The sequence below is a fragment of the Pedobacter sp. SYP-B3415 genome (assembly GCF_004138205.1).
Lineage (GTDB): Bacteria > Bacteroidota > Bacteroidia > Sphingobacteriales > Sphingobacteriaceae > Pedobacter.
In genome coordinates this window covers 1-25137 of the sequence record NZ_RXNQ01000036.1, presented here as the reverse complement: position 1 = coordinate 25137, position 25137 = coordinate 1, and the positions used below count along the sequence as shown (strand labels likewise).

23 protein-coding genes are annotated in these 25137 nt (G+C 47.1%); 17 read left to right on the top strand and 6 right to left on the bottom strand.

The window, feature by feature from the left end:
- Positions 1-181 precede the first annotated feature (181 nt).
- From EJV45_RS17435 to yihA, 4 genes are all read right to left on the bottom strand, one after another.
- Positions 182-2128 carry an amino acid permease gene (locus EJV45_RS17435; protein WP_129717777.1) on the bottom strand — a complete coding sequence of 649 codons (1947 nt, stop codon included), beginning with the start codon at positions 2126-2128 and terminating at the stop codon, positions 182-184.
- Between the two features lie 67 nt (positions 2129-2195).
- Positions 2196-3911 (bottom strand): M3 family oligoendopeptidase, encoded by a 1716-nt coding sequence (locus tag EJV45_RS17430; RefSeq protein ID WP_129717775.1) that lies wholly within the window; start codon positions 3909-3911, stop codon positions 2196-2198.
- Positions 3912-3914: 3 nt separating this feature from the next.
- Positions 3915-4781: a UbiA-like polyprenyltransferase gene (locus tag EJV45_RS17425; protein ID WP_129718093.1), complete on the bottom strand. Its 867-nt coding sequence runs from the start codon at positions 4779-4781 to the stop codon at positions 3915-3917.
- Positions 4782-4815: 34 nt separating this feature from the next.
- On the bottom strand, positions 4816-5430 hold the full coding sequence (yihA, locus tag EJV45_RS17420; protein WP_129717773.1) for a ribosome biogenesis GTP-binding protein YihA/YsxC: 615 nt from the start codon (positions 5428-5430) through the stop codon (positions 4816-4818).
- Positions 5431-5550: 120 nt separating this feature from the next.
- On the opposite strand from yihA, the gene ubiE reads away from it, so the two are divergent.
- The 14 genes from ubiE to EJV45_RS17350 all read left to right on the top strand — a co-directional run bounded on the left by ubiE (position 5551) and on the right by EJV45_RS17350 (position 19255).
- Positions 5551-6282 carry a bifunctional demethylmenaquinone methyltransferase/2-methoxy-6-polyprenyl-1,4-benzoquinol methylase UbiE gene (gene ubiE / locus EJV45_RS17415; protein WP_129717771.1) on the top strand — a complete coding sequence of 244 codons (732 nt, stop codon included), beginning with the start codon at positions 5551-5553 and terminating at the stop codon, positions 6280-6282.
- Entirely contained in the window at positions 6279-7022 is a 744-nt protein-coding gene (locus tag EJV45_RS17410; RefSeq protein ID WP_129717769.1) for an outer membrane beta-barrel protein, read from the top strand. The genes ubiE and EJV45_RS17410 overlap by 4 nt, the downstream gene beginning before the upstream one ends.
- Before the next feature lie 49 nt (positions 7023-7071).
- Positions 7072-7830, top strand: coding sequence for an SDR family NAD(P)-dependent oxidoreductase (locus EJV45_RS17405; RefSeq protein WP_129717766.1), 759 nt, complete (start codon positions 7072-7074; stop codon positions 7828-7830).
- 76 nt (positions 7831-7906) lie between these two features.
- Positions 7907-8353, top strand: a complete 447-nt coding sequence (locus EJV45_RS17400; protein ID WP_129717764.1) for a GatB/YqeY domain-containing protein — start codon at positions 7907-7909, stop codon at positions 8351-8353.
- 150 nt (positions 8354-8503) lie between these two features.
- Positions 8504-9268 carry an alpha/beta fold hydrolase gene (locus EJV45_RS17395; RefSeq protein WP_129717762.1) on the top strand — a complete coding sequence of 255 codons (765 nt, stop codon included), beginning with the start codon at positions 8504-8506 and terminating at the stop codon, positions 9266-9268.
- On the top strand, positions 9268-9930 hold the full coding sequence (locus tag EJV45_RS17390; protein ID WP_129717760.1) for a CBS domain-containing protein: 663 nt from the start codon (positions 9268-9270) through the stop codon (positions 9928-9930). The genes EJV45_RS17395 and EJV45_RS17390 overlap by 1 nt, the downstream gene beginning before the upstream one ends.
- A gap of 119 nt (positions 9931-10049) precedes the next feature.
- Positions 10050-10931 (top strand): NAD kinase, encoded by an 882-nt coding sequence (locus EJV45_RS17385; protein WP_129717758.1) that lies wholly within the window; start codon positions 10050-10052, stop codon positions 10929-10931.
- A 1-nt stretch (position 10932) separates the two neighbouring features.
- Positions 10933-11751, top strand: a complete 819-nt coding sequence (locus EJV45_RS17380; protein ID WP_165305097.1) for a DUF6089 family protein — start codon at positions 10933-10935, stop codon at positions 11749-11751.
- A 20-nt stretch (positions 11752-11771) separates the two neighbouring features.
- Positions 11772-12512: an isoprenyl transferase gene (locus EJV45_RS17375; protein WP_129717754.1), complete on the top strand. Its 741-nt coding sequence runs from the start codon at positions 11772-11774 to the stop codon at positions 12510-12512.
- Between the two features lie 147 nt (positions 12513-12659).
- The gene (locus EJV45_RS17370; protein WP_129717752.1) at positions 12660-15206 is read left to right on the top strand and encodes an outer membrane protein assembly factor; all 2547 of its coding nucleotides are present in this window, start codon (positions 12660-12662) and stop codon (positions 15204-15206) included.
- Between the two features lie 20 nt (positions 15207-15226).
- The gene (locus EJV45_RS17365) at positions 15227-15751 is read left to right on the top strand and encodes an OmpH family outer membrane protein (protein WP_129717750.1); all 525 of its coding nucleotides are present in this window, start codon (positions 15227-15229) and stop codon (positions 15749-15751) included.
- Between the two features lie 47 nt (positions 15752-15798).
- Positions 15799-16389 (top strand): OmpH family outer membrane protein, encoded by a 591-nt coding sequence (locus tag EJV45_RS17360; RefSeq protein ID WP_129717748.1) that lies wholly within the window; start codon positions 15799-15801, stop codon positions 16387-16389.
- A 57-nt stretch (positions 16390-16446) separates the two neighbouring features.
- Positions 16447-17274 carry a glutamate racemase gene (murI, locus tag EJV45_RS17355; protein ID WP_129717746.1) on the top strand — a complete coding sequence of 276 codons (828 nt, stop codon included), beginning with the start codon at positions 16447-16449 and terminating at the stop codon, positions 17272-17274.
- A gap of 79 nt (positions 17275-17353) precedes the next feature.
- Complete coding sequence (locus EJV45_RS17350; protein ID WP_129717744.1) at positions 17354-19255, top strand: class II glutamine amidotransferase; 1902 nt, start codon at positions 17354-17356, stop codon at positions 19253-19255.
- Positions 19256-19328: 73 nt separating this feature from the next.
- On the opposite strand, the gene EJV45_RS17345 is transcribed toward EJV45_RS17350, so the two are convergent.
- Both EJV45_RS17345 and EJV45_RS17340 read right to left on the bottom strand, forming a co-directional pair.
- Positions 19329-20636 carry an MFS transporter gene (locus EJV45_RS17345; protein ID WP_129717742.1) on the bottom strand — a complete coding sequence of 436 codons (1308 nt, stop codon included), beginning with the start codon at positions 20634-20636 and terminating at the stop codon, positions 19329-19331.
- 19 nt (positions 20637-20655) lie between these two features.
- Positions 20656-21279, bottom strand: coding sequence for a LysE family translocator (locus tag EJV45_RS17340; protein WP_129717740.1), 624 nt, complete (start codon positions 21277-21279; stop codon positions 20656-20658).
- A gap of 152 nt (positions 21280-21431) precedes the next feature.
- On the opposite strand from EJV45_RS17340, the gene EJV45_RS17335 reads away from it, so the two are divergent.
- The 3 genes from EJV45_RS17335 (at position 21432) to EJV45_RS17325 (ending at position 24852) form a co-directional block, all read left to right on the top strand.
- Positions 21432-23045 carry an MFS transporter gene (locus EJV45_RS17335; RefSeq protein WP_129717738.1) on the top strand — a complete coding sequence of 538 codons (1614 nt, stop codon included), beginning with the start codon at positions 21432-21434 and terminating at the stop codon, positions 23043-23045.
- A gap of 80 nt (positions 23046-23125) precedes the next feature.
- Entirely contained in the window at positions 23126-24400 is a 1275-nt protein-coding gene (locus EJV45_RS17330; RefSeq protein WP_129717736.1) for a sugar MFS transporter, read from the top strand.
- Entirely contained in the window at positions 24397-24852 is a 456-nt protein-coding gene (locus tag EJV45_RS17325) for a dCMP deaminase family protein (protein ID WP_129717734.1), read from the top strand. The genes EJV45_RS17330 and EJV45_RS17325 overlap by 4 nt, the downstream gene beginning before the upstream one ends.
- Positions 24853-25137: the final 285 nt, after the last annotated feature.

Below are 25137 nucleotides of genomic sequence, written 5' to 3'. Positions count from 1 at the left end.
CCAAAGGTCTTTCAAGACCTGCTCCTTCATTCCGCTCACACTTTTCATCCCGTTCAGGAGACTATATGTAAATATAACCTATTAATTCTTAAGCCTCCAAGTTTTTTACAAAATTCTTTTAATCAGCCATGTAGACAGAATTCGCCGGCGGTCGGAAACCCGGCCCTCACGTTCTGATTTTTCAGGCTGCCTCGCGCAGTTTGCTGTGACGGTAACCATACATAAAGTAGATGACCAGACCGATTACAAGCCAGATGCCGAAACCGATCCAGTTGGAGATGCCTAACTCACACATCATATACAAACAGCTGATGAGGCCTAAGACCGGAATCAGCGACAGTTTGTGTGTCACACAGAGTACAGCAATCACGACGCAGATCACAAGAAAGATCCACATAGGTATTTTGTGTTTGAAAAGCGCCCAACCGGCTTCGTATTTTTTCTCCTGGCTGATTTTGCTTTGGTTGATAAACGCGGCATACCGGTCTGCTTTCAGGTCGGTCAGGTAAGCTACTGCATCAATATTCCCTTTCGGAAGGATTACCGGCGCTACGAAGGTGCTGATCTCCCTGCGTACCGTTGCAAGCTCTACAGAATCAAGTGAGGTTACAAAGGTTACCGGCTCGTTCACCTTCGCCTCATTCGTCAGGAATGATAATGTTTCCGGTTTGTACCGGGTGAAGGCCAGGACCGCTAGAACAACCATGGCTACCGGGATGATGTAGCGGCTGTTCACGTAGGGGATTCTGAAACGCCCGCGTTTAACATCGGGGCGGTTTTGCAGAACCAGCACGCCCGCACATACCAGCACGAAAGCGAACAATGTACCGATAGAACAAAGGTCAGTTACAATGGTCAGGTTCATAAACAGGGATGGTACAGCGACCACGAAACCAACTACAATAGTGGCAAATGATGGGGTTTTGTGTAGAGGATGTATACGCGAAAATGCTTTGGGAAGCAGGCCGTCGCGGCTCATGCTCATCCAGATACGCGGCTGACCAAGCTGAAACACCAGTAACACGCTGGCCATAGCAAAAATAGCACTTACCGCAATGATGCCACTCATGAGTTTGAGGTCGATCTTGTCAAATACATAGGCCAGCGGATCACCTACAGCAAGGCCTTTATAATTGACAATTCCTGTCAGAACCAGCGCGATAGCGACGTATAAAACCGTGCAGATAATAATGGCCCACATCATTCCCCGGGGAAGATCACGCTGCGGATCCCGGCATTCTTCTGCGGTTGTTGAGATTGCATCGAAACCGATATAGGCGAAAAATACAGCAGACACCCCCTTAAGGATACCAGACACACCATTGGGCGCAAATGGATTCCAGTTGGCGGTATCAACATAAAAAATGCCGACAGAAATAACCAGCAGAATGACCGCCAGTTTCACGACCACCATGGCATTGCTTGCATTTCTCGATTCTTTCATGCCCCTGTAAACAAGCCAGGTTATAAAGATGATAATGCCTAATGCGGGCAGGTCTGCAACAAAATGGAAGCCGCCCAGGGTTGGTGCGGTAATCCAGGCATTATTGGCCAGTGCTGTAGCATCGTCCAGGTTGTTCAGACTGGTGCCGGCCTTTTGCAGTGCCTCTGCGTGCAGATGCCCGTTGTAGGCGGTCAGGTAATCCATCGTCATCCAGTCCGGCAGATGGATCCCGTTAATGTTAAACGCGGGTATATTTATCGACGACAGGAGGCCGGTAAAGTAATCAGACCAGGAGATAGCCACCGTTATATTACCCACGGCATATTCCATGATAAGCGACCAGCCGATAATCCAGGCTACGAGTTCGCCGAAAGCAACGTATGAATAGGTATAGGCGCTGCCCGAAACGGGAACCATCGATGCAAACTCGGCGTAGGCAAAGGCGGCGAAACTACAGGCTATGGCGGTAAAAATAAACAGAAAGATCACGGCAGGTCCGCCGTCTGCACTGGCTTTTCCAATGGTGCTGAAAATACCGGCACCAATAATGGCAGCGATGCCAAAAGCTGTCAAATCGCGTACGCCGAGTGTTTTCTTCAGGCTATGGTCATGCTCACCATAACCCTTTTGCGCATCCAGCAGGATCTTATCGATCGATTTTTTTCTGAATAATGTTTTGAACATCCGTGTCCAATAAGTTTAGTTTGTCAAACTTAGCCATTTAAATGTTAAATGGCGTTCTACATCCGGGCTAACCCAGTTTTTCCAATTCGTCTTTTACAAACGCCGCCAGTTTCTGTACGTAATCGGCACTGAAATCGAATTTAATCCCGGCAGTTTCATAAATTTCATTCATCGGGCGGGTATAACCGAGTGAAAGTGCCGCCAGATATTGCTCCAATGCCTGTTCTGGCGTTTCCTTGTAATTCTTCCATACCGCAATCGCACCAAGTTGTGCAATACCATACTCAATGTAATAGAACGGTACTTCGAACAGGTGCAGCTGTTTCTGCCACGCATTGCCAAACTCGGTCTCAAGGCCATTCCAGTGGGCGAAACCTGCTCCAAACCGGCTGTAAATCTGTTTAAATGCTTCGTCGCGGTCTGCGGCATTATGGTCAGGATTAGTATAGATCCAGTGCTGAAACTGGTCAATCACAGCTACCCAGGGCAGGGTTTTCAACACATCGGCCAGTTGTTCGCGCCTGGCCCGAAGCAGATCTTCTTCCTTGTCGAAATAAACGTCCCAGTTATCCATAGACAAGAGCTCCATGCTCATCGATGCCAGTTCGGCCACTTCAGAAGGGCAGTGTTTAAAATCATTCAGCTCCAGACCGGCTGTTAAAAAAGTATGTACAGCATGTCCGCCTTCATGTACCATTGTGGTCAGATCGCGGAACGAGTTTGCCGAATTCATAAAAATAAACGGAGCTCCGGTTTCAGCCAGGGGATAATTATACCCTCCTGGCGCCTTACCTTTCCGGCTTTCTACATCAAACAGGTTGTTGGCCTTCATAACCGCAAGCTTTTCGCCAAGGCGGCTGTCGATTTTGTTAAAGCAGGCAATGCTTTTATCTATCAGTTCTGTACCGTTGTTAAAGGGTTTCAATGCGGGCTTTCCGCTGGTGCTCACATCCATATCCCAGGGGCGCAATTCGGCAATGCCAAGCGCGTTGCTGCGGTCTTCGGCCAGCTTTTGTAAAATCGGGACGATTTCTTTTTCAATGGCTTCATGAAAATCGTAACAATCTTTCGGTGTATAGTCAAAACGGCCGAGTGCCTGGAACATGTAATCCCTGTAATTCTCAAACCCGGCGTTCAGAGCAACCTGGTGCCTTAGCTTTACCAGTTCGTCGAACAGCTGATTGAGTTCATCTTTGTCAATCAGCCTGCGCTGTTGAATTGTTTCCCAGGCCAGCTGGCGCCGTTCCCGGTCAGGATCTTTCAGGAAATTGGCTGCCTGCTCAAGCGTATACTCTTCGCCGCGAATCTGAACGCTCATGGCGCCGGTTATCGACTGGTATTTTTGCTGGGTAACCTGTAATGTTGTAAACAGAGGTATGTTCTCTTCCCGGTAAAGCTCCAGTGCCTTCCTGATTCCCCGCAGGTAGACAAAATATTTGTCCTGGTCAAGCTCTGCTACATAGGGGCTTTCTGTAAGTTTGATATTTAACTGATTGCTCAGCGGTGCAATCTTCGGTTCAATTTCTGTTGCGAAATACTGGAAATCCTGAACAAGCGTCTCATTTGCCGTGTCGCAGGTCATCCTGATATACCGCCAGGCAAAATCCTCTTCCAGCGCAGCTTCAAGCTCGCTTCTGTTCCTGAGCCAGCTTTCAAGTTCACCGGCGCTTTCGACCGGCCTTTCCAGTAATTCTGTGAACAGGGGCTCAAGATTTTCCCATTTTATCTGCAGGTCTGCAGGAACCCATTCTCGGGTGCTTTTGTCGATATTAAGATTACTCATGTATTATATATTGGGATAGGTTCTGATAAATGTATCAATTAGAAAACATACGGCAAATATTACCGAAGCGATTCCGTTTGTCGTTGCGAAGGCCCGGTTTACCTTGCTGATGTCGTCCGGTTTAACCAACAGGTGCTGATAGACCAGCATTGCACAGAAAAATATGAGCCCGATGTAATAAACGGGACCAAACGTGCTGAAAAATAAGGGCGCAATGACACAACAGGCCGACAGAACGTGTAAGGCTACAGAGACCTGAAGCGCCCGCCGGCGGCCCAGCAGCGATGGAATTGAGTGCAGCTTAGCCTGTTTGTCGAAGTCTTCGTCCTGCAATGCATAGATAATGTCAAATCCGCCGGTCCAGAAAAGCACGGTAAATGAATAAAGCAGCGGTACAAGGTCAAACTTGCCTGTAACAGCGATATAGGCACCAATGGGCGCAAGGGCCAGGCCGAGACCCAAAACCAGGTGGCATAAGGCCGTAAACCGTTTAGTATAACTATAAAAGAGAACAACGAAGAGGGCAACAGGAGCAAGGTAAAAGCAAAGCGGATTGATAAACCATGTAGCCGCCATAAACAGCATACAATTCAGTACGACAAACAGGAAAGCCTCACGCGCTGAGACGCGGCCGGCAGGAATGTCGCGGTCTGCGGTTCTCGGGTTTTTCGCGTCAATATCCCGGTCCAGATAGCGGTTAAATGCCATGGCTGCGTTCCTGGCAAAGACCATACAAAGTACAACCAGCAGCAACTTGATCCAGGAGAACGGCGCATCGGTACGGCTTACCCCAAGAAAAAAACCGATGAGTGCAAAGGGCATTGCGAAAATCGAGTGTGCAAAAAGTACGAGCGAAAAATATTTTTTCATCATTAATTTCTCGAAATGGAAACTTACAAAAGTATCAGGAAAGGGTTGGCAACACAAAATCTTTGTTCACCTCGTCGATAAAGGCCAGTAGTTCTTCCCGGCCATCGCCCTTTTCTGCCGATGTTACAAAAGCAGGCGGCACTTCTTCAAACCAGGCAGAAAGCGCCTTTCTGAATTTTGCCACATTCTGGTCGGTTTTCCCGGCGCCCTGTTTGTCGGCTTTTGTAAATACCAATGCAAAGGGCAACCCGCATTCGCCAAGCCAGTAGCAGAAATCCAGATCAATCTGCTGGGGTTCATGACGGCTGTCTATCAGAACCATGACGCATTGCAGGCTCTCGCGTTTCGTCAGGTAATTCCGGATAAACTTTTCCCAGGCCTCGCGACTAGATTTTGAAACTTTTGCATAACCATAGCCGGGTAAATCGACAATATACCAGCTGTCATTCACCAGAAAATGGTTAATCAGTTGCGTTTTGCCCGGACGCTGCGAGGTCTTGGCCAGGCCGTGCTGACCAACCAGCCGGTTTATCAAGGAAGACTTGCCCACATTTGAGCGCCCGATAAAAGCATATTCTGGCTTGTCTGCTACAGGTAGGGCTGAAACCTTCGTGTTGCTGCAAACAAATACCGCCGTTTTTATAACCATGCTGCAAAGGTAGGCAAAAGTTAGCTGTCAATCCCTGACAGATCTTTAGGCGGGTCTTTGCTTGCGGGAAAATCCCCGCATGGGTACTAAGCGCCGAATTCATTATCTTTGCTGCTCACCATGAGTCAACACATAACACCCTACCAGGTCGATAATGCCAGCAAAAAAGAGCAGGTTGCCGACATGTTTAATAATATCTCCGGAACCTATGATTTTCTAAATCATTTCCTTTCTCTGGGTATAGATATTATCTGGCGCAAAAAAGCGATCCGCGAACTGAAAGCTATTCAACCGCGGCTGATGCTTGACGTGGCAACCGGAACCGGAGATTTTGCCCTTGAGGCTATCGCTATACTAAAGCCGGAAAAGATTATTGGCGTTGATATATCTGAAGGTATGCTGGAGGTAGCAAAAAAGAAGATCGCTGCAAAAAATATCGGTTCAGTGTTTTCTGTACAGCTCGGCGATTCTGAAGGGCTGCATTTCGAAGACGACCATTTTGACGCCATTACCGTTGCATATGGGGTGCGCAATTTTGAAAATCTGGAAAAAGGACTGGCAGACATGTACCGCGTGTTGAAGCCGGGCGGCAAAATCGTGGTGCTCGAGTTTTCCAAACCATCCGTATTCCCGGTTAAGCAGCTTTATAACTTTTACTTCAGACACATTACGCCTTTTTTCGGTCGGCTGTTTTCAAAAGACAGCCGCGCTTATTCATATCTTCCCGAGTCTGTAGCAGCTTTTCCTGACGGTCCGCAGTTTACTGCGCTTATGGATAAAGTTGGTTTTGCCCAGAGCCGGCATCGCAGGCTTACCTTTGGTATCAGCTCTATTTATACCGGCATCAAATGAAACGCATTACATTCCTTCTTCTGTTAACGTTATACAGCACGCTGGCTGCGGCGCAGAAGTGGGGCGGCGGTGTGGATGAAGAACCTGTACATTTTGGCTTCAACTTTCAGTATATCACATCAGAATATAAGGTGATGAAAAAGGCGGGCTGGCGCGATGCGTATTTTGACAAGACCTTGAATGATAATGTTACCGACTCCTTAAACGCCATCTACGGACGCTCATCGCCTGGATTTGGGATCGGTTTTGTGGTAAATTACCGGCTTGGCAGTATGTTCGACGTCAGGATGACCCCATCGCTGGTTTTCAATGACAGGTTGTTGAACTATGTTTACAAGGAACCGGCAGTTGTTAATACCAGTTTCTCCAGCATACAGCAGCGCGTGCAAACCACGGTGGTCGATATTCCTCTGGGCGTAAAGCTGAAATCAGACAAGATCGGTAACTTCAGGGCATACGTACTCGGCGGACTTAAATATTCTTTGGACATTACGCCGGGCAAGAAGACGAACGATGATGACAAGGCGCCTATTAATAAATTATTAAAAAACCAGCGCAGCTACCTCTCATATGAGGCCGGAATCGGCTTTGATATTTATTTCGAATACTTCAAAATGTCGCCTGAGCTTAAATTATCCCAGAGCCTGAATGATGTTTTAAAGCACGAGGATCATCCTTACGCCACTCCGATAGACCGGCTGATGCTGCGTAATGTCACATTTAGTTTATATTTCGAATAGCAGGCCGCTCAGAAAATAGTTTACCTTTGTGAGGTAAAAAAACTATTCCATGCCTAAAATAGCCCTGATTACCGGTGCAACTTCCGGCATTGGTGAGGCTTGTGCCCACCAGTTCGCAAAAGAGGGATACCGCCTGATCCTGCTGGCCAGACGTGAAGAACGGCTCGAGCAAATTGCCGGAAATCTTGCAGATAAATATGCGGCACACGTGATATACCGTGTTGCCGATGTACGCAATAAACTGCAGGTTGAAGCTGCGCTGGATTCCCTGGATGCAGAAGACCGTATGGTAGACGTTCTCGTAAATAACGCAGGTCTGAGCCAGGGCCTGGACCCTATTGACCGCGGTAACACCGATGACTGGGAGAACATGATTGACACCAATGTGAAAGGGCTCCTGTATGTTAGCCGCATTGTTTCGGCCTGGATGGCAGAGAATAAGCGGGGGCACATTATCAATATAGGTTCTATAGCGGGTAAAGAAGTATACCCTAATGGCAATGTATACTGTGCAACTAAACATGCGGTAGATGCACTCAGCAAAGGTATGCGCATTGACCTGCTTCCACATGGCATCCGGGTCACGGTTATCCAACCCGGTATGGTCGAAACCGAGTTTTCTATTGTTCGTTTTAAGGGTGATGAAGAAAAGGCAAAAAAAGTCTACGAGGGACTGGAGCCACTTTTGGCAGACGACATCGCAGATGCTGTCTGGTATGCGGCAAGCCGGCCGGCCCATGTGAATATCAATGACCTGCTCATTATGCCTGCAGCGCAGGCTACGGCAACCATTGTAAACAGAAAATAAACAACCCGCAACGCCGGGATCAAACAAAAATCAACCAACGGCGGTTCTTCAGAAGCCGTCTTTAAAATTTATCTGCATGATTTCAGAAAATATAGACCAGGAGATTAAAAAAGCCATGCTGGCAAAAAATGACGCCGAACTGCGCGGCCTGCGGGCCATCAAAGCTGCATTGCTGCTTGCAAAAACGGAAAAAGGCGCCGCAGAGACGCTTGATGAAGAAGCCGAACTGAAAATCTTACAACGACTCATTAAACAACGAAGAGAGTCTGCAGATATTTACAGGCAGCAGGGTCGGGAAGACCTGTTCACAGTAGAAGAAGAAGAAATCGGGGTTATTAATCGTTTCCTGCCAAAACAACTGGATGCAGCAGAAGTTGAAGCAATCATTGCATCGGTCATTCTGCAGACAGGCGCCTCGTCAATGAAAGATATGGGGCGCGTAATGGGCCTGGCAAACAAAGAACTGGCAGGTAAGGCTGACGGAAAACTGATTGCCGAACTTGTTAAAAAACAGCTGAGTTAGTCAGTTGATCTTTTTTTGTTTTCGGTACGAAATCGGCTTTGAATTGTTTGTCAGGCCGTTTTTCGTTTGCTGATTGAAATTTATTTGTTATTTTGCCCGTATATAAACATTACTCTGCTAACTTAGTAGCAGCTTACCTAGCACCCATATATGAAATACGAAGTAATTGAAGCGGACGGTTTTAAATACATAGAAGCAGGAGAGGGGGAGACCTTGTTGTTACTTCATGGCCTTATGGGTGAACTGAGTAACTGGGCGTCGACAATCGACTATTTCAAAGAACGTTATAACGTGATTGTTCCGATTCTTCCACTCTACGAGCTGCCGATCCTGACACTGGGTGTAAAGAGCATATCTAAATACGTTCACAAGTTTATCAAGTACAAAAAGCTTGGACAGGTCGTGCTGGTCGGAAACTCACTGGGTGGTCATGTCGGTCTGGTTTTTACCGTTGCACACCAGGAAAAAGTAAAAGCTCTTGTTCTTACGGGCAGTTCCGGTTTGTACGAAAACTCTTTTGGCGGGTCGTTTCCGCGGCGCGAGAGCTATGATTATATCCGCGAAAAGGTAGAATTTACATTCCACAGCCCTGAGGTAGCCACAAAAGAACTTGTCGATGAAGTTTTTAAAACTATCAACGACCGGTCAAGGGTTTTGCGCATTCTTACAATAGCCAAGTCTGCTATCAGGCATAACATGGCCAAAGAATTACCGAAAATTACCATCCCGGTATCGCTGATCTGGGGGAAAAACGACCGGGTTACACCACCCGATGTTGCGGAAGAGTTTCATGAGTTGCTGCCAAATTCAGAATTAAACTGGATTGATGAGTGCGGACATGCACCGATGATGGAGCACCCTGCACAATTTAATGTTTTGCTTGAAAAATTTTTAGCGCGCATATTACTTAAATAATGAATGCTTCAGAGATCATATCAGATGCCATCCCGCCGCTCAAAACTTCAGATTCAGCGCAGAAAGCGCTGGACCGGATGACCGACTTTAAGGTCAGCCATATGCCTGTAGTGAACAGCGAACAATTTTTGGGATTGTTATCTGAAGATGATCTTTTTGAAGTGCAGGATCTCGATGTGCCGATTGGTAGCCTTTCGCTGTCGTTGATTAACCCCTTCGTTTACCAAGATGCGCATGTGTACGATGTTGTGCGGATGTTTCATCAGCGTCAGCTTTCGCTCGTGCCTGTGCTGGATATGCAGAAAAATTATCTGGGTGTTGTTTCGGTTCATGCTATACTCGAGTATGTGTCTCAGACTTACGCCGTAAGCGAACCGGGAGGAATTATCGTGCTGGGTATCAGCAACAGGAGCAATTCACTATCGCACATGGCTCAGATCGTTGAAGCAGATAATGCACAGATCTTATCGTCTTATGTACAGGCATTTCCCGATTCGACCCGGCTGGAGGTAACATTGAAAATAAATAAAATGGAATTGTCTTCAATCCTGGCTTCGTTTGAACGCTATAACTATGAAGTATTGGGTGTGCACAACAACAGCGACAGCGAAAATGGAAGCCGTGACCGGTACGATTCGCTGATGAATTACCTCAATGTATAGCATTCCGGCTGAAAATCCTATTTTTGCTCATCCGGCTGCACTTTAGCCCAGTAAGAACCCTTAGAGCGGCAGGGCAACGGCAATGTTTTTTATTTACATCTTACTAACCGCCCCGGGGAATGACAATTGCCATATACGGAAGAGATTTTAACGAAAGCGTGCTCCCTTACATTCAGGAAGTACTTGATGCGCTTGAGGAATTTGGAGTCAAACCCTTCATTTACACCAATTTTCACGCCTTCCTGAAAGGGAAAATCACCTTGCCGCAAGGTACGGGCACTTTTCAGAACCACCATGAGTTGAAAGACTGCGCAGAGATCCTGCTGAGCCTGGGGGGAGACGGTACATTGCTCGACACGCTGTCGCTGGTACGCGATTCAGGTATTCCCGTAATCGGCATTAACTTTGGCCGCCTGGGATTTCTGGCCAGTATCAATAAAACCGAGATACGCAACGCTATTCATGCTCTGGTAAACCGGGAATACAGCATCGATCAGCGTGGATTACTGCTGCTCGAATCAAAAGAAGGTCTGTTTGGCGATGAAAACTTCGCGCTTAATGACATCACCATTCACCGGCGCGATAATTCGGCCATGATGATTATTCATGCCTTTATGAACGATGAGTTTGTCAATTCTTACTGGGCAGACGGGCTGATCATTGCTACGCCGACCGGTTCAACGGCCTATTCACTGAGCTGCGGCGGACCTATCATCCACCCAAGCGCACAGAGTATGGTCATTACACCCATTGCGCCGCACAACCTGAACGTACGTCCACTTATTCTGCCAGACCATTTTAACCTTTCTTTTGAGGTGGAGTTACGAAGTGCCAAGTTCCTGGTCTCCTGCGATTCAAGAACGGTTACCGTAGACCGCTCGGTAAAGGTCGGTATCAGCAAAGCCGGCTTTCAGCTTAATCTTGTCAGGCTGAACAATGAAACCTATTTGTCTACACTCAGGAATAAATTGCTGTGGGGCATTGATACGCGTAATTACTAACATGAGTCATACCCGATACATCATTTATGTATTTGCCTGCTTTTTTTTGACGGGCAGCCGCACCTATGCACAGCAGCCCTTTCCTGACACGGTCTGGGAACTGGGTTTAAGCGGCGGCGCGGCCACATATATGGGCGATTTAAATCCTTCAAATCCTGTCAGGATAAGCGGACCTTCAGCCGGCCTTTACGGGAAAATTCACTTCGACTCCCACTTTGGCCTGCGCGCCCAGTATAGCTACGGCTCTGTCGGTGCAAAAGATGCACAGTCGTCAAATGAGCAGTTCAGGGCAAGAAACCTGAGTTTCAGAACGCCTTTGCATGAAGCCGCAGTTCTGCTTGATTTCAACTTCATGGACTATTTCTCGGGCGGGGGGCGGCAGTACATGAGCCCGTATATTTTTGCGGGAGCAGCCGTAACCGCATTTAACCCCTCTGCTACCTACCAGGGTACAAAGTATCAGCTTGCCGGTTACCGGACCGAAGGCCAGGATGATCCGTACAACAGATTTGCGGTATCCATTCCGTTCGGAGCAGGTTTCAGGTATAATTTCAGAGGTAACTGGAGCGTTTTCTCAGAGATAGGGTACCGCAGCAGCACAAGCGATTATCTTGACGATGTAAGTGGCGCTTATGCCCGCTTTGCAGACGATGTGCCGGCCTTACGGAAGGCACTCGCCGACCGGTCTGCCGAATTGCCGGGCGGCGTTCGAAACGTTGCCGGGAGCCAGCGCGGTGATTTTAGAAAAAGAGACACATATATGTTTGTTGGTATTGGCATATCTTTTACCTTTGTGCCTCAAAATTGCTATCGCTTTTAAGCTGATTTTGATATAGATAGATGGGATTTAAAGAACAAATTAACCGGTCTAACGTACCGCAGCACATCGCAATTATAATGGATGGCAACGGGCGCTGGGCAAAAAATCAGGGCAAGTTCAGGGCATTTGGTCATGAAAGCGGTGTGTTGTCTGTTAAAGACATCGTTGAAGGCTGCGTTGAAGTCGGCGTAAAATACCTGACCCTGTATACTTTTTCTACCGAGAACTGGAATCGTCCGGCGGAAGAGGTGCAGGCTCTGATGGAGTTGCTTGTATCTACCATCAGAAACGAAACACCTACCCTGAATAAAAATAACGTTCGTCTGAACGCCATTGGCGATATTTCCTCATTGCCGCAAAGATGTATCGATGACCTGGAGGCCGCACGCGCAGAAACTGCCGGAAACGATGCATGTACGTTGAACCTGGCGCTGAGCTACAGTTCCAAGTGGGAAATTCTCGATGCAGTAAAACGCATTGCTGCCCGTGTTCAGGAAGGCACGCTTGATACTGCGGCAATCGACGACCAGTTTTTTTCTTCCTGTCTGAACACCGCCGGGCAGCCTGATCCTGAACTTATGATCCGTACCGGAGGTGAGCACCGCATCAGTAATTTCCTGTTGTGGCAGCTGGCTTACACGGAACTTTATTTTACTGATATGTTGTGGCCCGACTTCAGAAAAGAAGATCTTTTTGAAGCCATTGTAGACTATCAGAAAAGAGAGCGGAGATTCGGAAAAATCAGTGAACAATTGAACTAATTTTTCTTTTAACACTTTTTAACAAGCCTTTAAGTTAACTTAGCAGCACTTTTAGAGATTAGAATAACAGTGCCCCGACTGGTGAGTGTACCAAACAAAATGAATCCCGCAGGATGCCAGTCGCCCAAAAAAAAGAATGTATTCTTAATGAAAAAAATATATCAATTCGTCTTTTTACTGCTGATCAGTTCGTCGGCTTTTGCCCAATTTCCAAAAACGAATCCTGCGCCGCCGTCTCTTAAGATCAATGGTTCTGACCTGGATTATTTCAGCCCGAAAGAGTACATCATCGGCGGAACAACAATTTCCGGCACACAGTATCTTGATAAAGAGGTACTCATCACTTTATCCAAGCTTAACAAAGGCGACCGGATCGTACTCCCCGGCGAGGCGACAGCCAATGCTATTAAAAACCTTTGGGCACAAGGCCTTTTTGACGATGTACAACTAAGCATAGAACGCATTACCGGCGATTCTGTTTTTTTTGATATCACGGTAGTTGAACGGCCACGGCTTAGTTCAATTGACCTGAAGGGGCTTCGCAAATCTGAACGTACCGCAATCAGTGAAAAACTAAACGAATCAGGTAAAATCATTAACGACAACCTTTACAACACCACCCGCAGGACCATTACAAATTACCTGCTTGAAAAAGGGTTTTTCTTTACCAAGGTCGAGTTTAAAACACGCAAAGACTCCGCACAGGACAATTCGCAAATTCTCGAAGCCTGGGTAGACAAAGGGCACCGTGTAAAGGTCCATGAAATCCGGTTTACCGGCAATAAAGATTTCAGTTCAGCAAAACTGAGAAAGTACCTGAAAAAAACAAAGCAGCAGGCATTCTATAAAGTTTTTGGTTCAGGTAAGTTCAGCAAGGAGAAATACGAAGAGGACAAGCTGAAAATGATCGCCAAGATGCATGCGAAGGGTTACCGCGATGCGGAAATTCTGAAAGACAGCATCTATCGTTATAATGACAAGTCTGTGGGTATCAAAATCGATCTTCACGAGGGTCCAAAATATTACTTTGGTAATATCTCCTTTGTTGGAAATGCGAAATACCCGACCAAGTTCTTACAGCAGGTGCTCGCGATCAAGAAAGGCGAAGTCTTCAGTGAGGAGAAACTTGAAAAGAAACTGAACAACGATCCGAACAACGGAGACATCAACAGCCTTTATACGGATGATGGTTACCTAACCTTTAACGCGGAACCGGTGCAGACCAAAGTATATGGCGATACAGTAGATCTTGAGATCAGGCTCGTTGAGGGGCAGCAGTTCACCAACAACCGGATCATTCTGAAAGGAAATACCATTACAAATGACCGCGTGGTGATGCGCCAGATACGGACTAAACCGGGCGAGAAGTTTAAAAAGAATGACCTGATCCGTACCGTGCGTGAGATTGGTGCTCTTGGTAACTTCGACGAGGCAAAAACGGTTCCTGTACCTAAGCCTAATCCTGCAGACGGTACGGTTGACATCGAGTACAGCGTGGAAGAGAAGCCATCTGACCAGATCGAACTTTCGGGTGGTTTTGGCGCAGGCCGGATTATCGGTACACTGGGTCTTACGTTCAATAACTTCTCGCTTCGCAACATCTTTAATATTAACGCTTACAAACCGCTGCCAAAAGGCGATGGACAAAAGCTTAGCATCCGCGGCCAAACAAATGGTAAATTCTACCAGTCATACAGCTTCTCGTTTTCTGAGCCCTGGTTGGGTGGAGATAAGCCTGTCAGTTTTGGTATAAGCGGTTTTACCTCTTTGTCTAACTACAGCTACGGCTTGAATACAAGTGCAGATGCGCAGCAAAGAATCCGCCTGAACGGTGTTACAGTAAGTATCGGTAAGGTTCTAAACTGGCCTGATAACTACTTCCAGATTACGCATGCATTAAACCTGCAGCAGTTCATTCTGAATAACTATCCGGGTTACAAGTTCAGCACTGGTACATCTTACAACCTGAACCTTCAGGAGGTTTTAAGCCGCGACTCACGTGACTCACCGATCTTCCCGAAATCAGGTAGTTACCTGCGGTTCACACTTCAGTTAACGCCGCCGTATTCATTGATGAATAAAGTAAACTACGCTACCGCATCAGATAAGGAGCGTTACAAGTTCTCTGAATATCACAAATGGAAATTTGAAGCGCAGTGGTTCCAGCGTGTTGTAGGTAACCTGGTTATCAAAGCACAGGCACAATTCGGTTTCCTTGGGCAGTATAACAGTGCAGTCGGGCAATCGCCGTTCGAGCGTTTCAAACTGGGTGGCGATGGTATGATGGGCTTCGACTTCCTGCAGGGATCTGAGATCATCGCTATGCGTGGTTATGCAAATAATGCGGTTATCCCACTTGGAGCGAACGTGGCGCAAGCGCAGCAGTCGGGTAGCCCGATCTTTAACAAATACGTACTTGAGCTGCGTTACCCTGTAATTGATACCGAGCAGGCTAAAGCTTTTGTTGTAGCATTTGCTGAAGGCGGTAACACCTGGGACAGGTTCAGAGACTTTAATCCGTTCAATGTCAGAAGATCAGCAGGTATTGGTGCTAAAATATTTTTACCGATATTTGGTCTTCTGGGTATTGATTATGGCTATGGCTTTGATAAAATTCCAGGAATCTCAGCGGCAAACAATTATGGAAGGCAAGGCTTTACCTTCAGCATTGCGCAGCAGCTGGGTGGATTTTAACACTTAACATACAAATGAAAATGAAAAAATATCTTTTAGGCTTATTCCTGCTCGTGCTCGCGCATACCGCGTCTGCACAGCGTTTTGCCTATGTAGATACTGAATACATTCTTGGCCACATGCCCGAATACAAGTCGGCGCTGAACCAGATGGAGACGGTAACTAAAGAATGGCAAAAACAGGTGGATGCAAATTTCACCGAGATTGACAAAATGTACAAGGCTTACCAGGCAGACCAGGTATTGCTTACCGATGAAATGCGCAAACGCCGTGAAAACGAAATCATCGAAAAAGAGAAACAGGCTAAAGAATACCAGCGAATCAAGTTCGGTCCGGAAGGCGACCTGTTTCAACTGCGCACCAAGCTGCTGAAACCTGTACAGGAAAAAGTGTCGAACATGGTCCGCACCCTGGCACGCACAAAAAACCTTGACTTTGTATTTGATAAAGGCAATGATGCAAGCATGATTTATGCTAGCAGCAGTTTCGATATCAGCAACGAGGTTGTTACCAAACTAGGTTATAAACCTGGTCAAAGACAATAAACCAACCATAAACACGTAAATAAAACAATTAAAGAAAAATAAAAGTGATGAGAAAGTTGATTAACGTATTTTTTGTAGCAGGAGGATTGGTGCTTGCAGGCAATGTGGCTAGCGCTCAGCAAAAAATCGCGCACTTGAATTCTGAAGAGATCTTTGCGACGCTTCCGGAAGCAAAAACAGCTCAGACTACCCTCGAAACCCTGGGTAAACAAAAACAAGCAGAAATCACCAAAATGACGACTGAGTTTCAGACCAAACTGAAAGCAGCTCAGGACAAAGAAAGAACCTTAAGTGAAGCCAATAAAGAAACGGTGACTAAAGAGTTGCAAAGCGCAAATCTTGAACTTCAGGAACTTCAGAAACGCATTACTGATGCAAATCAGAAAGCTGATCAGGAACTGCGTCAAAAACAGGCAGACCTGCTGAACCCAATGCGTATCAAAATTGATAATGCGATTAAAACGGTTGCAAAAGAAAAAGGCCTGTCTTATGTGTTTGATACTTCAGACCAGGGTGCCGGAAACAATGTTGTTTTCTGGGACGGTGGTGATGACATTACCGGAGCAGTAAAAACTAAACTGGGAATCTCTGCAACAGCGAAACCAGCAGCAGCGGCTCCTGCAGCAACGAAAAAATAATTCAGGACTGTTGTTCTAAGAAAGGCGGAATTATTTCCGCCTTTTTTGTATACCAAAATGAAGGGACCAATAGGCATATTTGATTCAGGTTACGGTGGTCTTACCGTTTTCAAATCGATCGTGGAGCGGCTGCCGCAATATGATTATCTTTATTTTGGCGATAATGGCCGTGCACCCTATGGTGACCGCTCTTTCGAAACCGTTTATCAGTATACCTGGGAGTGTGTTCGGTGGATGTTCGAACAGGGCTGTCCGCTGGTCATTCTGGCCTGCAATACGGCTTCGGCAAAAGCGCTGCGCAGTATACAGCAGAAAGAACTTTTGCAGAACTATCCTGACAACCGCGTGCTTGGGGTGATCAGGCCAACGGCCGAAACCATAGGCGCGTTTACGCAGACAGGCCATGTTGGTGTGTTGGGTACACGCGGCACCGTACGCTCGGAATCCTATCCGATTGAAATTGCCAAGTTTTTCCCTGAGGTCAGCGTCAGCCAGCAAAGCTGTCCGTTATGGGTGCCGTTGATAGAAAATAATGAGCATGAGTCGGCCGGCGCAGATTACTTCGTAAAGAAGTATCTGGATGAACTGCTTTCGGGGCGGCCGGATATTGATACGCTACTGCTCGCCTGCACGCATTATCCGCTGCTCGTATCGAAGATACGAAGGTATTTACCTGCGGGAATTTCTGTAATTTCCCAGGGTGCAATAGTGGCTTCCAGCCTCGAGGAGTATCTCAATCGCCACCCCGAAATGGCAGCGAGGGTGGCAACCGGAGAGCGGCGTGAGTTTTTTACCAGCGGCGATGCAGCATCGTTCGAAGAACACGCCTCGGCCTTCTTCGGAAGTGCTATAGAGGCACGCGCAGTCGGCGGCTTTCAAAAGTGATTTTATAGCATAAAAGTTTACATTTTTCTGTGGCTTACGGCCATGAAAAACCCTACATTTGCGCCTTGAAACTTCTTTCATGAGCGATCAGATCAAACACGAATGCGGAATTGCTTTCATCCGCTTGTTAAAACCTCTCTCATTCTACCGCGAAAAATACGGCACTGCACTTTACGGATTAAACAAACTGTATCTTCTTATGGAGAAGCAGCACAACCGTGGGCAGGACGGGGCGGGAATTGCGACCATTAAGCTGGATGTGAAGCCGGGGAACCGGTACATCAGCAGGTACCGGTCTATGGCATCAAATGCGGTTGCCGATATCTTTGAATATGTGCAGAACAAATTTGTAGATATTCAAAATAACACACCCGAGTTGATGCAGGATACCGAATGGCTTAAAAATAACGTAAGTTTTATCGGTGAGGTACTCATGGGGCACCTGCGATACGGTACGCATGGCAAAAACAGTATCGAAAACTGCCATCCTTTTCTTCGTCAGAACAACTGGATGACCCGTAACCTGGTCATTGCAGGGAATTTTAACATGACAAATGTTGACGAACTGCTTGAGCAGCTCTATGAACTTGGGCAGCATCCCAAAGAAAAAGCTGATACGGTAACCGTATTAGAAAAGATCGGTCACTTTCTTGATGATGAAAACCAGGACCTCTTTGACCAGTACAAAAAGGAAGGCCTGAGCAATGTCGAAATTACGCAAAAGATTTCCGATAACCTGAACATTGGTAACATTCTTCGCCGTTCGGCAAAAACCTGGGATGGTGGTTATACCATTTGCGGTATTGTAGGCAATGGTGACGCTTTCATTATGCGCGACCCGTCAGGCATCCGCCCGGCTTACTACTACGCCGATGATGAAATTGTTGTTGCCGCATCCGAGCGTCCTGCCCTGCAGACGGCATTTAACATTCAGTACAAGAACGTAAAAGAAATTCAACCCGGGCATGCGCTCATTGTTAAAAAAGATGGAAGTGTGAGTGAGGAGATGTTCCGTGAGCCGACCGAAAAGCTGTCCTGTTCATTTGAGCGGATTTATTTTTCGCGCGGCAGCGATGCGGAGATCTACCGTGAACGCAAGCACCTGGGAAAACTCCTTGTCGATGAAATACTCCAGACGGTAAAACATGATATTGAAAATACGGTATTTTCGTTTATACCGAACACCGCAGAAGTAGCCTTCTTTGGTATGGTAGAAGGTGTACATCAGTACATCCGGGACCTTCAAAAGAAGACACTGCTCGAAAATAAGGAGCAGCTGAGCGATGAGCAGCTTGATAAATTGTTATCTATCACCCCCAGGGTGGAAAAGCTGGCAATTAAAGACGTCAAACTGCGAACCTTTATTACCCAGGATGCAGACCGCGGGGAGATGGTAGCTCATGTGTACGATTCGACGTACGGCGTTATCCGCAACCATACAGATACACTGGTGGCGATAGATGACTCGATTGTAAGGGGGACAACACTTAAACAAAGTATCATTAAAATCATAGACCGCCTGCATCCGAAAAAAATCATTATTGTATCATCGGCGCCGCAGATCCGTTATCCTGACTGTTATGGTATCGACATGTCGCGAATGGGGCAGTTTGTTGCGTTTGAGGCTGCGATCCAGCTGCTGGTTGAGCGTGGCATGGAGCATGTGATCGAAGAAGTTTATCAAAAATGTAAAGCTTCGATCTTGCTGCCGAAGGAAGAAATTGTGAATCACGTAAAAGATATCTACCGGCCATTCAGTCGCGAGGAGATTTCGGCGCAGATTGCGAAAATCATTACGCCAAAAGATACGGTTGCCGAAGTCGAGGTGATTTATCAGTCGCTTGAAAACTTGCATACCGCTTGTCCGAATCACCGGGGCGACTGGTACTTTTCAGGCAACTACCCAACACCGGGCGGCAATAAGGTTGTGAACAAAGCTTTTGTTAACTGGCGCGAAGGAATTAATCAGCGGGCATACTAGTCTGCCTGATTTTAAACTCGGGACCTGCATTACTTATGTATTGCAGGTCTTTTTTTTGAGCGATCTGCCCGCGTTACGCCTCAGTTTCCAGCCGTGTGTGTTTTTTCGTGTCAGCCATTTTCAGGTATACGAGAAGTGAAACAAAGATGCAGGCCGTTATGTACCAGTAGAAATAGTGCTCATGGCCGGAACGTTTGAAGTACAGGGCCAGGTATTCGGCAGAGCCGCCAAAAACAGCTACGGTAAGTGCATATGGCAAGCCCACGCCAAGTGCCCGGATGCGGGCCGGAAACAGCTCGGCCTTTACCACGGCATTGATACTGGTGTAACCGCTTACAATAATGAGGGAAAGCATGAGAATAATAAACGCTTCGCCGTTCGAGGAGGCCCTGCTCAGGCCGGTTAATAAGGGAACTGTAAAAAGCGTGCCTGAAATCCCGAAGCCAATAAGAAGTGGTTTGCGACCAATTCGGTCAGATAAGGCACCAAAGACCGGCTGAAGCAATGCAAAGGCAAGTAAACTGAGAAACGATAACAGGGTTGCATCGCCTTTTGTCATGCCGACCGTATTGACCAGGAATTTTTGCATGTAGGTGGTATACGTATAAAATGCCAGCGTGCCCCCAAGCGTAAGCCCTACAACGGTAAGTACCTCCCGTGGATGACTTAGCAATACCTGCAAGCTCCCGCGCTTGTTCTTGTCGCTGGATTTTGCCGATTCAAACGCCTGCGTCTCGTGCAATGTGCTTCGCAGAAACAAAGCGACTACAGAAAGTACAGCCCCTATAAAAAAGGGAATGCGCCACCCCCAGTTATGGAGCTGGTCTTCGCTGAGCACAAGTTTCTGAAGCACAAGCTGAATTCCAAGTGCAATGAGCTGTCCGCCGATCAACGTTACATACTGAAAACTTGAATAGAAACCCCGGTGCCTGCTGCTGGCCATTTCACTGAGGTAGGTTGCTGAGACTCCGTATTCACCGCCTACGCTAAGCCCCTGTAACAGGCGTGCCAGCAACAGCAAAACCGGTGCTGCCAGACCGATGCTCTGGTAAGTGGGGGTAAAGCAAATAAGGAGTGAGCCGAAAGACATGAGCAGCACAGACATGGTCATAGATCTTTTTCTGCCGAAGCGGTCGGCCATGGAGCCAAAGATCCAGCTGCCGAGCGGACGCATGAGAAAACCCAGCGCAAAAACGCCGGCCGTGTTGAGCAACTGTACGGTTGAGTCGCCCTGCGGAAAAAAAGCGCCGGAAAAATAGATGGCAAATGCAGAATAAGCGTACCAGTCGTACCATTCTACAAGGTTACCAACAGAGCCACCCAGAATGGCACGGATCCGTCGCTGCTTACCTGTATGGCCAGTGTCTTCGGTCGTTTTCATATTGGCCCAAAAGAATAAATTAATGATACTTAATGAAAACCTGGACAAGCAGCCTGATCGCAAAGATCAGAATAACGATACCCGCAATTTTGTTCAGGTTTTGAATGGTTTTCTCTTTAATCCGGTACCGCAGTTTGGAAGCATAATAAGTTTTGATCGTGTCGACACTGAGTTGCGTTACCATCGCTACCACGAAAAAGAGCACTTTTTCATTCATTTCATAGTGGAGCTGCGCTGAAACGATACCGCCGACCATAAGCCAGAACATCAGGGTTGTGGGCGATAGCAGACACATCAGAAAACCTTTAAGAATATAGCCGCGCTTACGCACCTTGATCAGTTCTGAAAGGTCGTAGTTTACTTTTACTTTTTTAAGCACGTAATACAGGCCTATGCCAAACAAAAATGCCCCGCCAACCAGGCCCAGGTACTTATTATAGTCTGAGTTGTAATCAACAAAGGTGGAGCTGAAGATTGTGAGGGAAATAAAGATGATGTCGCTGAGTACTACACCAATGGCAAGCGAAACACCAGCCTTGAAGCCTTTCTCTATACTTGTTTTGATCATGGAGAAGAAAACAGGTCCGGTGAGGAAGGAGAACAAAATCCCCGCTCCGATACCTTGCAGTGCCGCTTCGAACATGCTGCAATTATATTAAAATTAAACCAAAATCCCAGATTTTATCGGCGCAGCCTAATTCTTCTTTGCTCTGCCTGCAACCGAGATAATACTTCAATAAGTATTAATTTTTACTTATGTTTAGCCCGCAAAAAACTAATTATCAAAAACCACTAATGGAACAAACGTCACAAAAGAATTATGGAACTGCACTGTACACAATTATCACGGTGTTCTTCTTCTGGGGATTTGTAGCAGCATCAAATGGCATTTTTATACCCTTCTGTAAAGAGCACTTTGATTTAACGCAGTTCGAATCGCAATTAATCGATTTTACCTTTTATGGCGGCTATTTTATTGGTTCCCTGATCCTGTATTTTGCTTCGCAAGCCAGCCGTATAGATATATTAAATAAGGTTGGTTACAAAAAAGGCATAATCTTCGGCCTGGTTTTGTCTGCCATTGGCGCATTACTTATGATTCCGGCGGTTGGCTCGGGTTCGTTTATGTTTATCCTCTTTGCCTTTTTTGTCATTGCCCTTGGCTTTTCCCTTCAGCAAACGGCAGCAAACCCTTTCGTTGTGGCGCTTGGCGACCCGGCGGGAGGTACACACCGTCTTAATCTTGCCGGTGGTATAAACAACTTCGGTGGTCTGATGGGACCGGTAATTGTCAGTGTTGTGCTGTTCGGCACGGCGAGCGATGCTGTACCTAAAGTTGTCGAGATTTCGTCGATTAATACGCTGTATTATATTCTTTCCGGGCTGTTTCTTGCCGTAGCTATCTTTTATTCGGTAACAAAACTCCCCAACGTAACAAGCAATGAAACGATGGAGAACAGCCCGAAACCAAATGGTCCGCTCGTCGTCATGATTATCGGCTTCCTTATGGTAGCCGCTGCAGGCCCGCTTGCGGAAGCAACCAACATCAGTTCATCAATTTTTGTTTATTCATCCCTGGTCATTACCCTGGGTGCCCTGCTGTTTGCGTACTTCGTGAAAAAAGACAGCGCAAGCCTGCCGAAATGGGGTGCGATGCGTTACCCGCAGCTTATACTGGGTATGCTCGCTATCTTTATGTATGTAGGTACCGAAGTAACGATACAAAGTAACCTGGGCGCCCTGCTCGCGGAGCCAAATTTTGGTTCAATGACCAACTCGGCCATTAAACCTTACATTTCACTGTATTGGGGAAGTATGATGATTGGCCGCTGGACCGGTGCGATCAGCGCGTTTAACCTCACTAAATCGACACGAACTATCCTGACTATTGTTGTTCCGTTTATCGCTTTTGGCGTGATCCTGCTAGTCAATCATGCAACCGGAACAGATGTGGGTAATCTCTATGCTTATGCAATCAGCATTGCCGTTATGATTGCTGCCTTTATGATCGGGCAGGAAAAACCGGCCAGGACGCTGGCTATTTTTGGTAGCCTGGGCGCAATTGCCATGCTGATCGGGTTGTTCACCGAAGGACAGGTGGCTATCTTTGCATTTGTGAGCGGCGGTCTCTGCTGCTCAATCATGTGGCCTTCTATTTTTGCCCTGTCTATTACCGGCCTTGGTAAATATACCAGCCAGGGTTCTGCATTTCTGATCATGATGATCCTGGGCGGTTCAATTATTCCGCCTATTCAGGGAGAACTTGCCGACAGCATCGGTATTCATAGCTCGTATATTGTACCGGTAGTCGGATTCCTGTATCTGATCTACTTTGCATGGAAAGTAAGCGCTGAACTTACCAAACAAGGTATAGACATTGAAAAGATCGAAGCCGAAGGCGGACATTAATAAGTTTTACGAAACCCGGGAGCGCATCCCGGGTTTTTTTTAACCACCATTGCAAACCAACCAAACCAACCAACCAAACTATGGAGATCAAACCTCAGAACAACTACGTCAGGCAGATGGTCATTATCTGCGCGCTATTTTTCGTATTTGGATTTGTAACCTGGCTGAATGGCACACTCATTCCATTTCTGCAGATTGCCTGCGATCTGCATGAAAAACAGGCCCTGTTCGTAACCTTTGCTTTTTACATGGCCTATTTTTTTCTGGCTATCCCTTCATCGGCTATTTTGAAAAAGACCGGGTTCAAAAACGGAATGGCGCTCGGCCTTTTTGTGATGGCAATCGGTTCGCTCATCTTCATCCCTGCTGCGCAGCAACGGGCCTTCGGCTTGTTTCTGACAGGCTTATTTGTTCAGGGTGCGGGCCTGGCATTGTTGCAAACAGCCTCAAACCCCTATGCTGCGATCATCGGACCGAATGAAAGTGCCGCACAGCGTATCAGTATTATGGGCATTTGTAATAAAATTGCCGGAGCCATTAGCCCGCTGGTATTAAGCGCCATTGTGCTGAATAACGCAACTGCCATCGAAGAGAAAATTAAGGTGGCCGCAGGTGAGGCCGAGCGTACGGCATTGCTTGATGAACTGGCTGCAAAGGTGATCATGCCCTATATTGTCATGGCGGTAGTGCTTGTAATTCTCGCCTTCCTGATCAAAAAGTCGTCACTTCCTGAGATCGATACGGATCGGGAAGAGGCGGTCGAGGGCAAAGAGGCGGCGCCAAAGGGCAGCGTATTCGGGCATCCGCACCTGGTGCTTGGCGTGATCTGTCTGTTCCTGTATGTTGGTGTTGAGGTGATGGCTGGCGACGTAATTGGTAATTACGGCAGGGCCATGGGTATGAGCCTGGATACGACAAAATACTTTACAACATTTACGCTTATTTCCATGCTGGTCGGCTATGTGATCGGCATCTTCACCATTCCGCGTTACATCAGTCAGCAGACAAGTTTGCGGATAGCAGCCATACTTGGTTTGGTATTTACCGCGGGCGCTTTTTTAACAGAGGGCTATACGGCGGTGACTTTCATTGCGCTGCTGGGGCTGGCAAACGCGCCTATGTGGCCGGCTATTTTTCCACTCGCCATTAATAAGCTGGGGAGGTTTACAAAGATCGGCTCCGCACTGCTTGTAATGGGTATCGCCGGTGGTGCGATCATGCCCCAGATCTACGCACAGCTGAAGTCAGGTTTTGGAATTGCCAATAACGTTGCTTTCCTTGTCACCATGCTTCCTTGTTATCTTTACATTTTATATTATTCCATTGCCGGCTATAAGGTCGGTTTAAAGAAATGACGAAACCTAGTTTTGACCATATTTTTATGAACCTTGCTACCGAACTGGCGGCCCGTTCGCATTGTGTACGGGCGCACGTTGGTGCGGTTCTGACCAAAGACACGCGCATCATTTCAATCGGATACAATGGTCCGCCGGCGGGCACGCATAATTGTGATGAGGAATGGCCGGACACCGGTTGTCAGCGCGATTCCAAAGGCAGTTGCTCGCTCGCCCTGCATGCCGAGGAGAACGCGATTTTGTATGCCGCAAAAAATGGTGCCAAGATCGAAGGATCAACGTTGTATACCACACTGTCTCCGTGTATTGCCTGCGCAAGGCTTATCCTGTCGTCCGGAATCAGAACGGTGTATTTTAAATATTCATACGCGGCGTATAAAGGCCTTGACAGCGATGAGGGCGTAGACTTTCTACGGAAGTTCGGTGTCGAGGTTATTCTGCTCGAGTCATGACCTCCGGGTCATTGTTGTCCAGTAAAATTGGCTGAATGAAATAAGATCCTTCTGAACAGTTTCAAAACAGTATTTGCCTTAGTCTTCTGAATTAAGCCCCCCCTGTATTTTATGTCTGCGGGTTTTACGTACAGGCGGTAGTTTTGATGACGGTTTTGCCTGCTTACTGCCACTGATAGGTGCGGACCGGCCTTGTATCTTCTCGCCGCAGAAAAGTATTAAAAAGTCTTGCACTGTTTTCAGGAGGTTGGGAAGAACCAAGGAGGGGAATCAGCCCGAAACAGA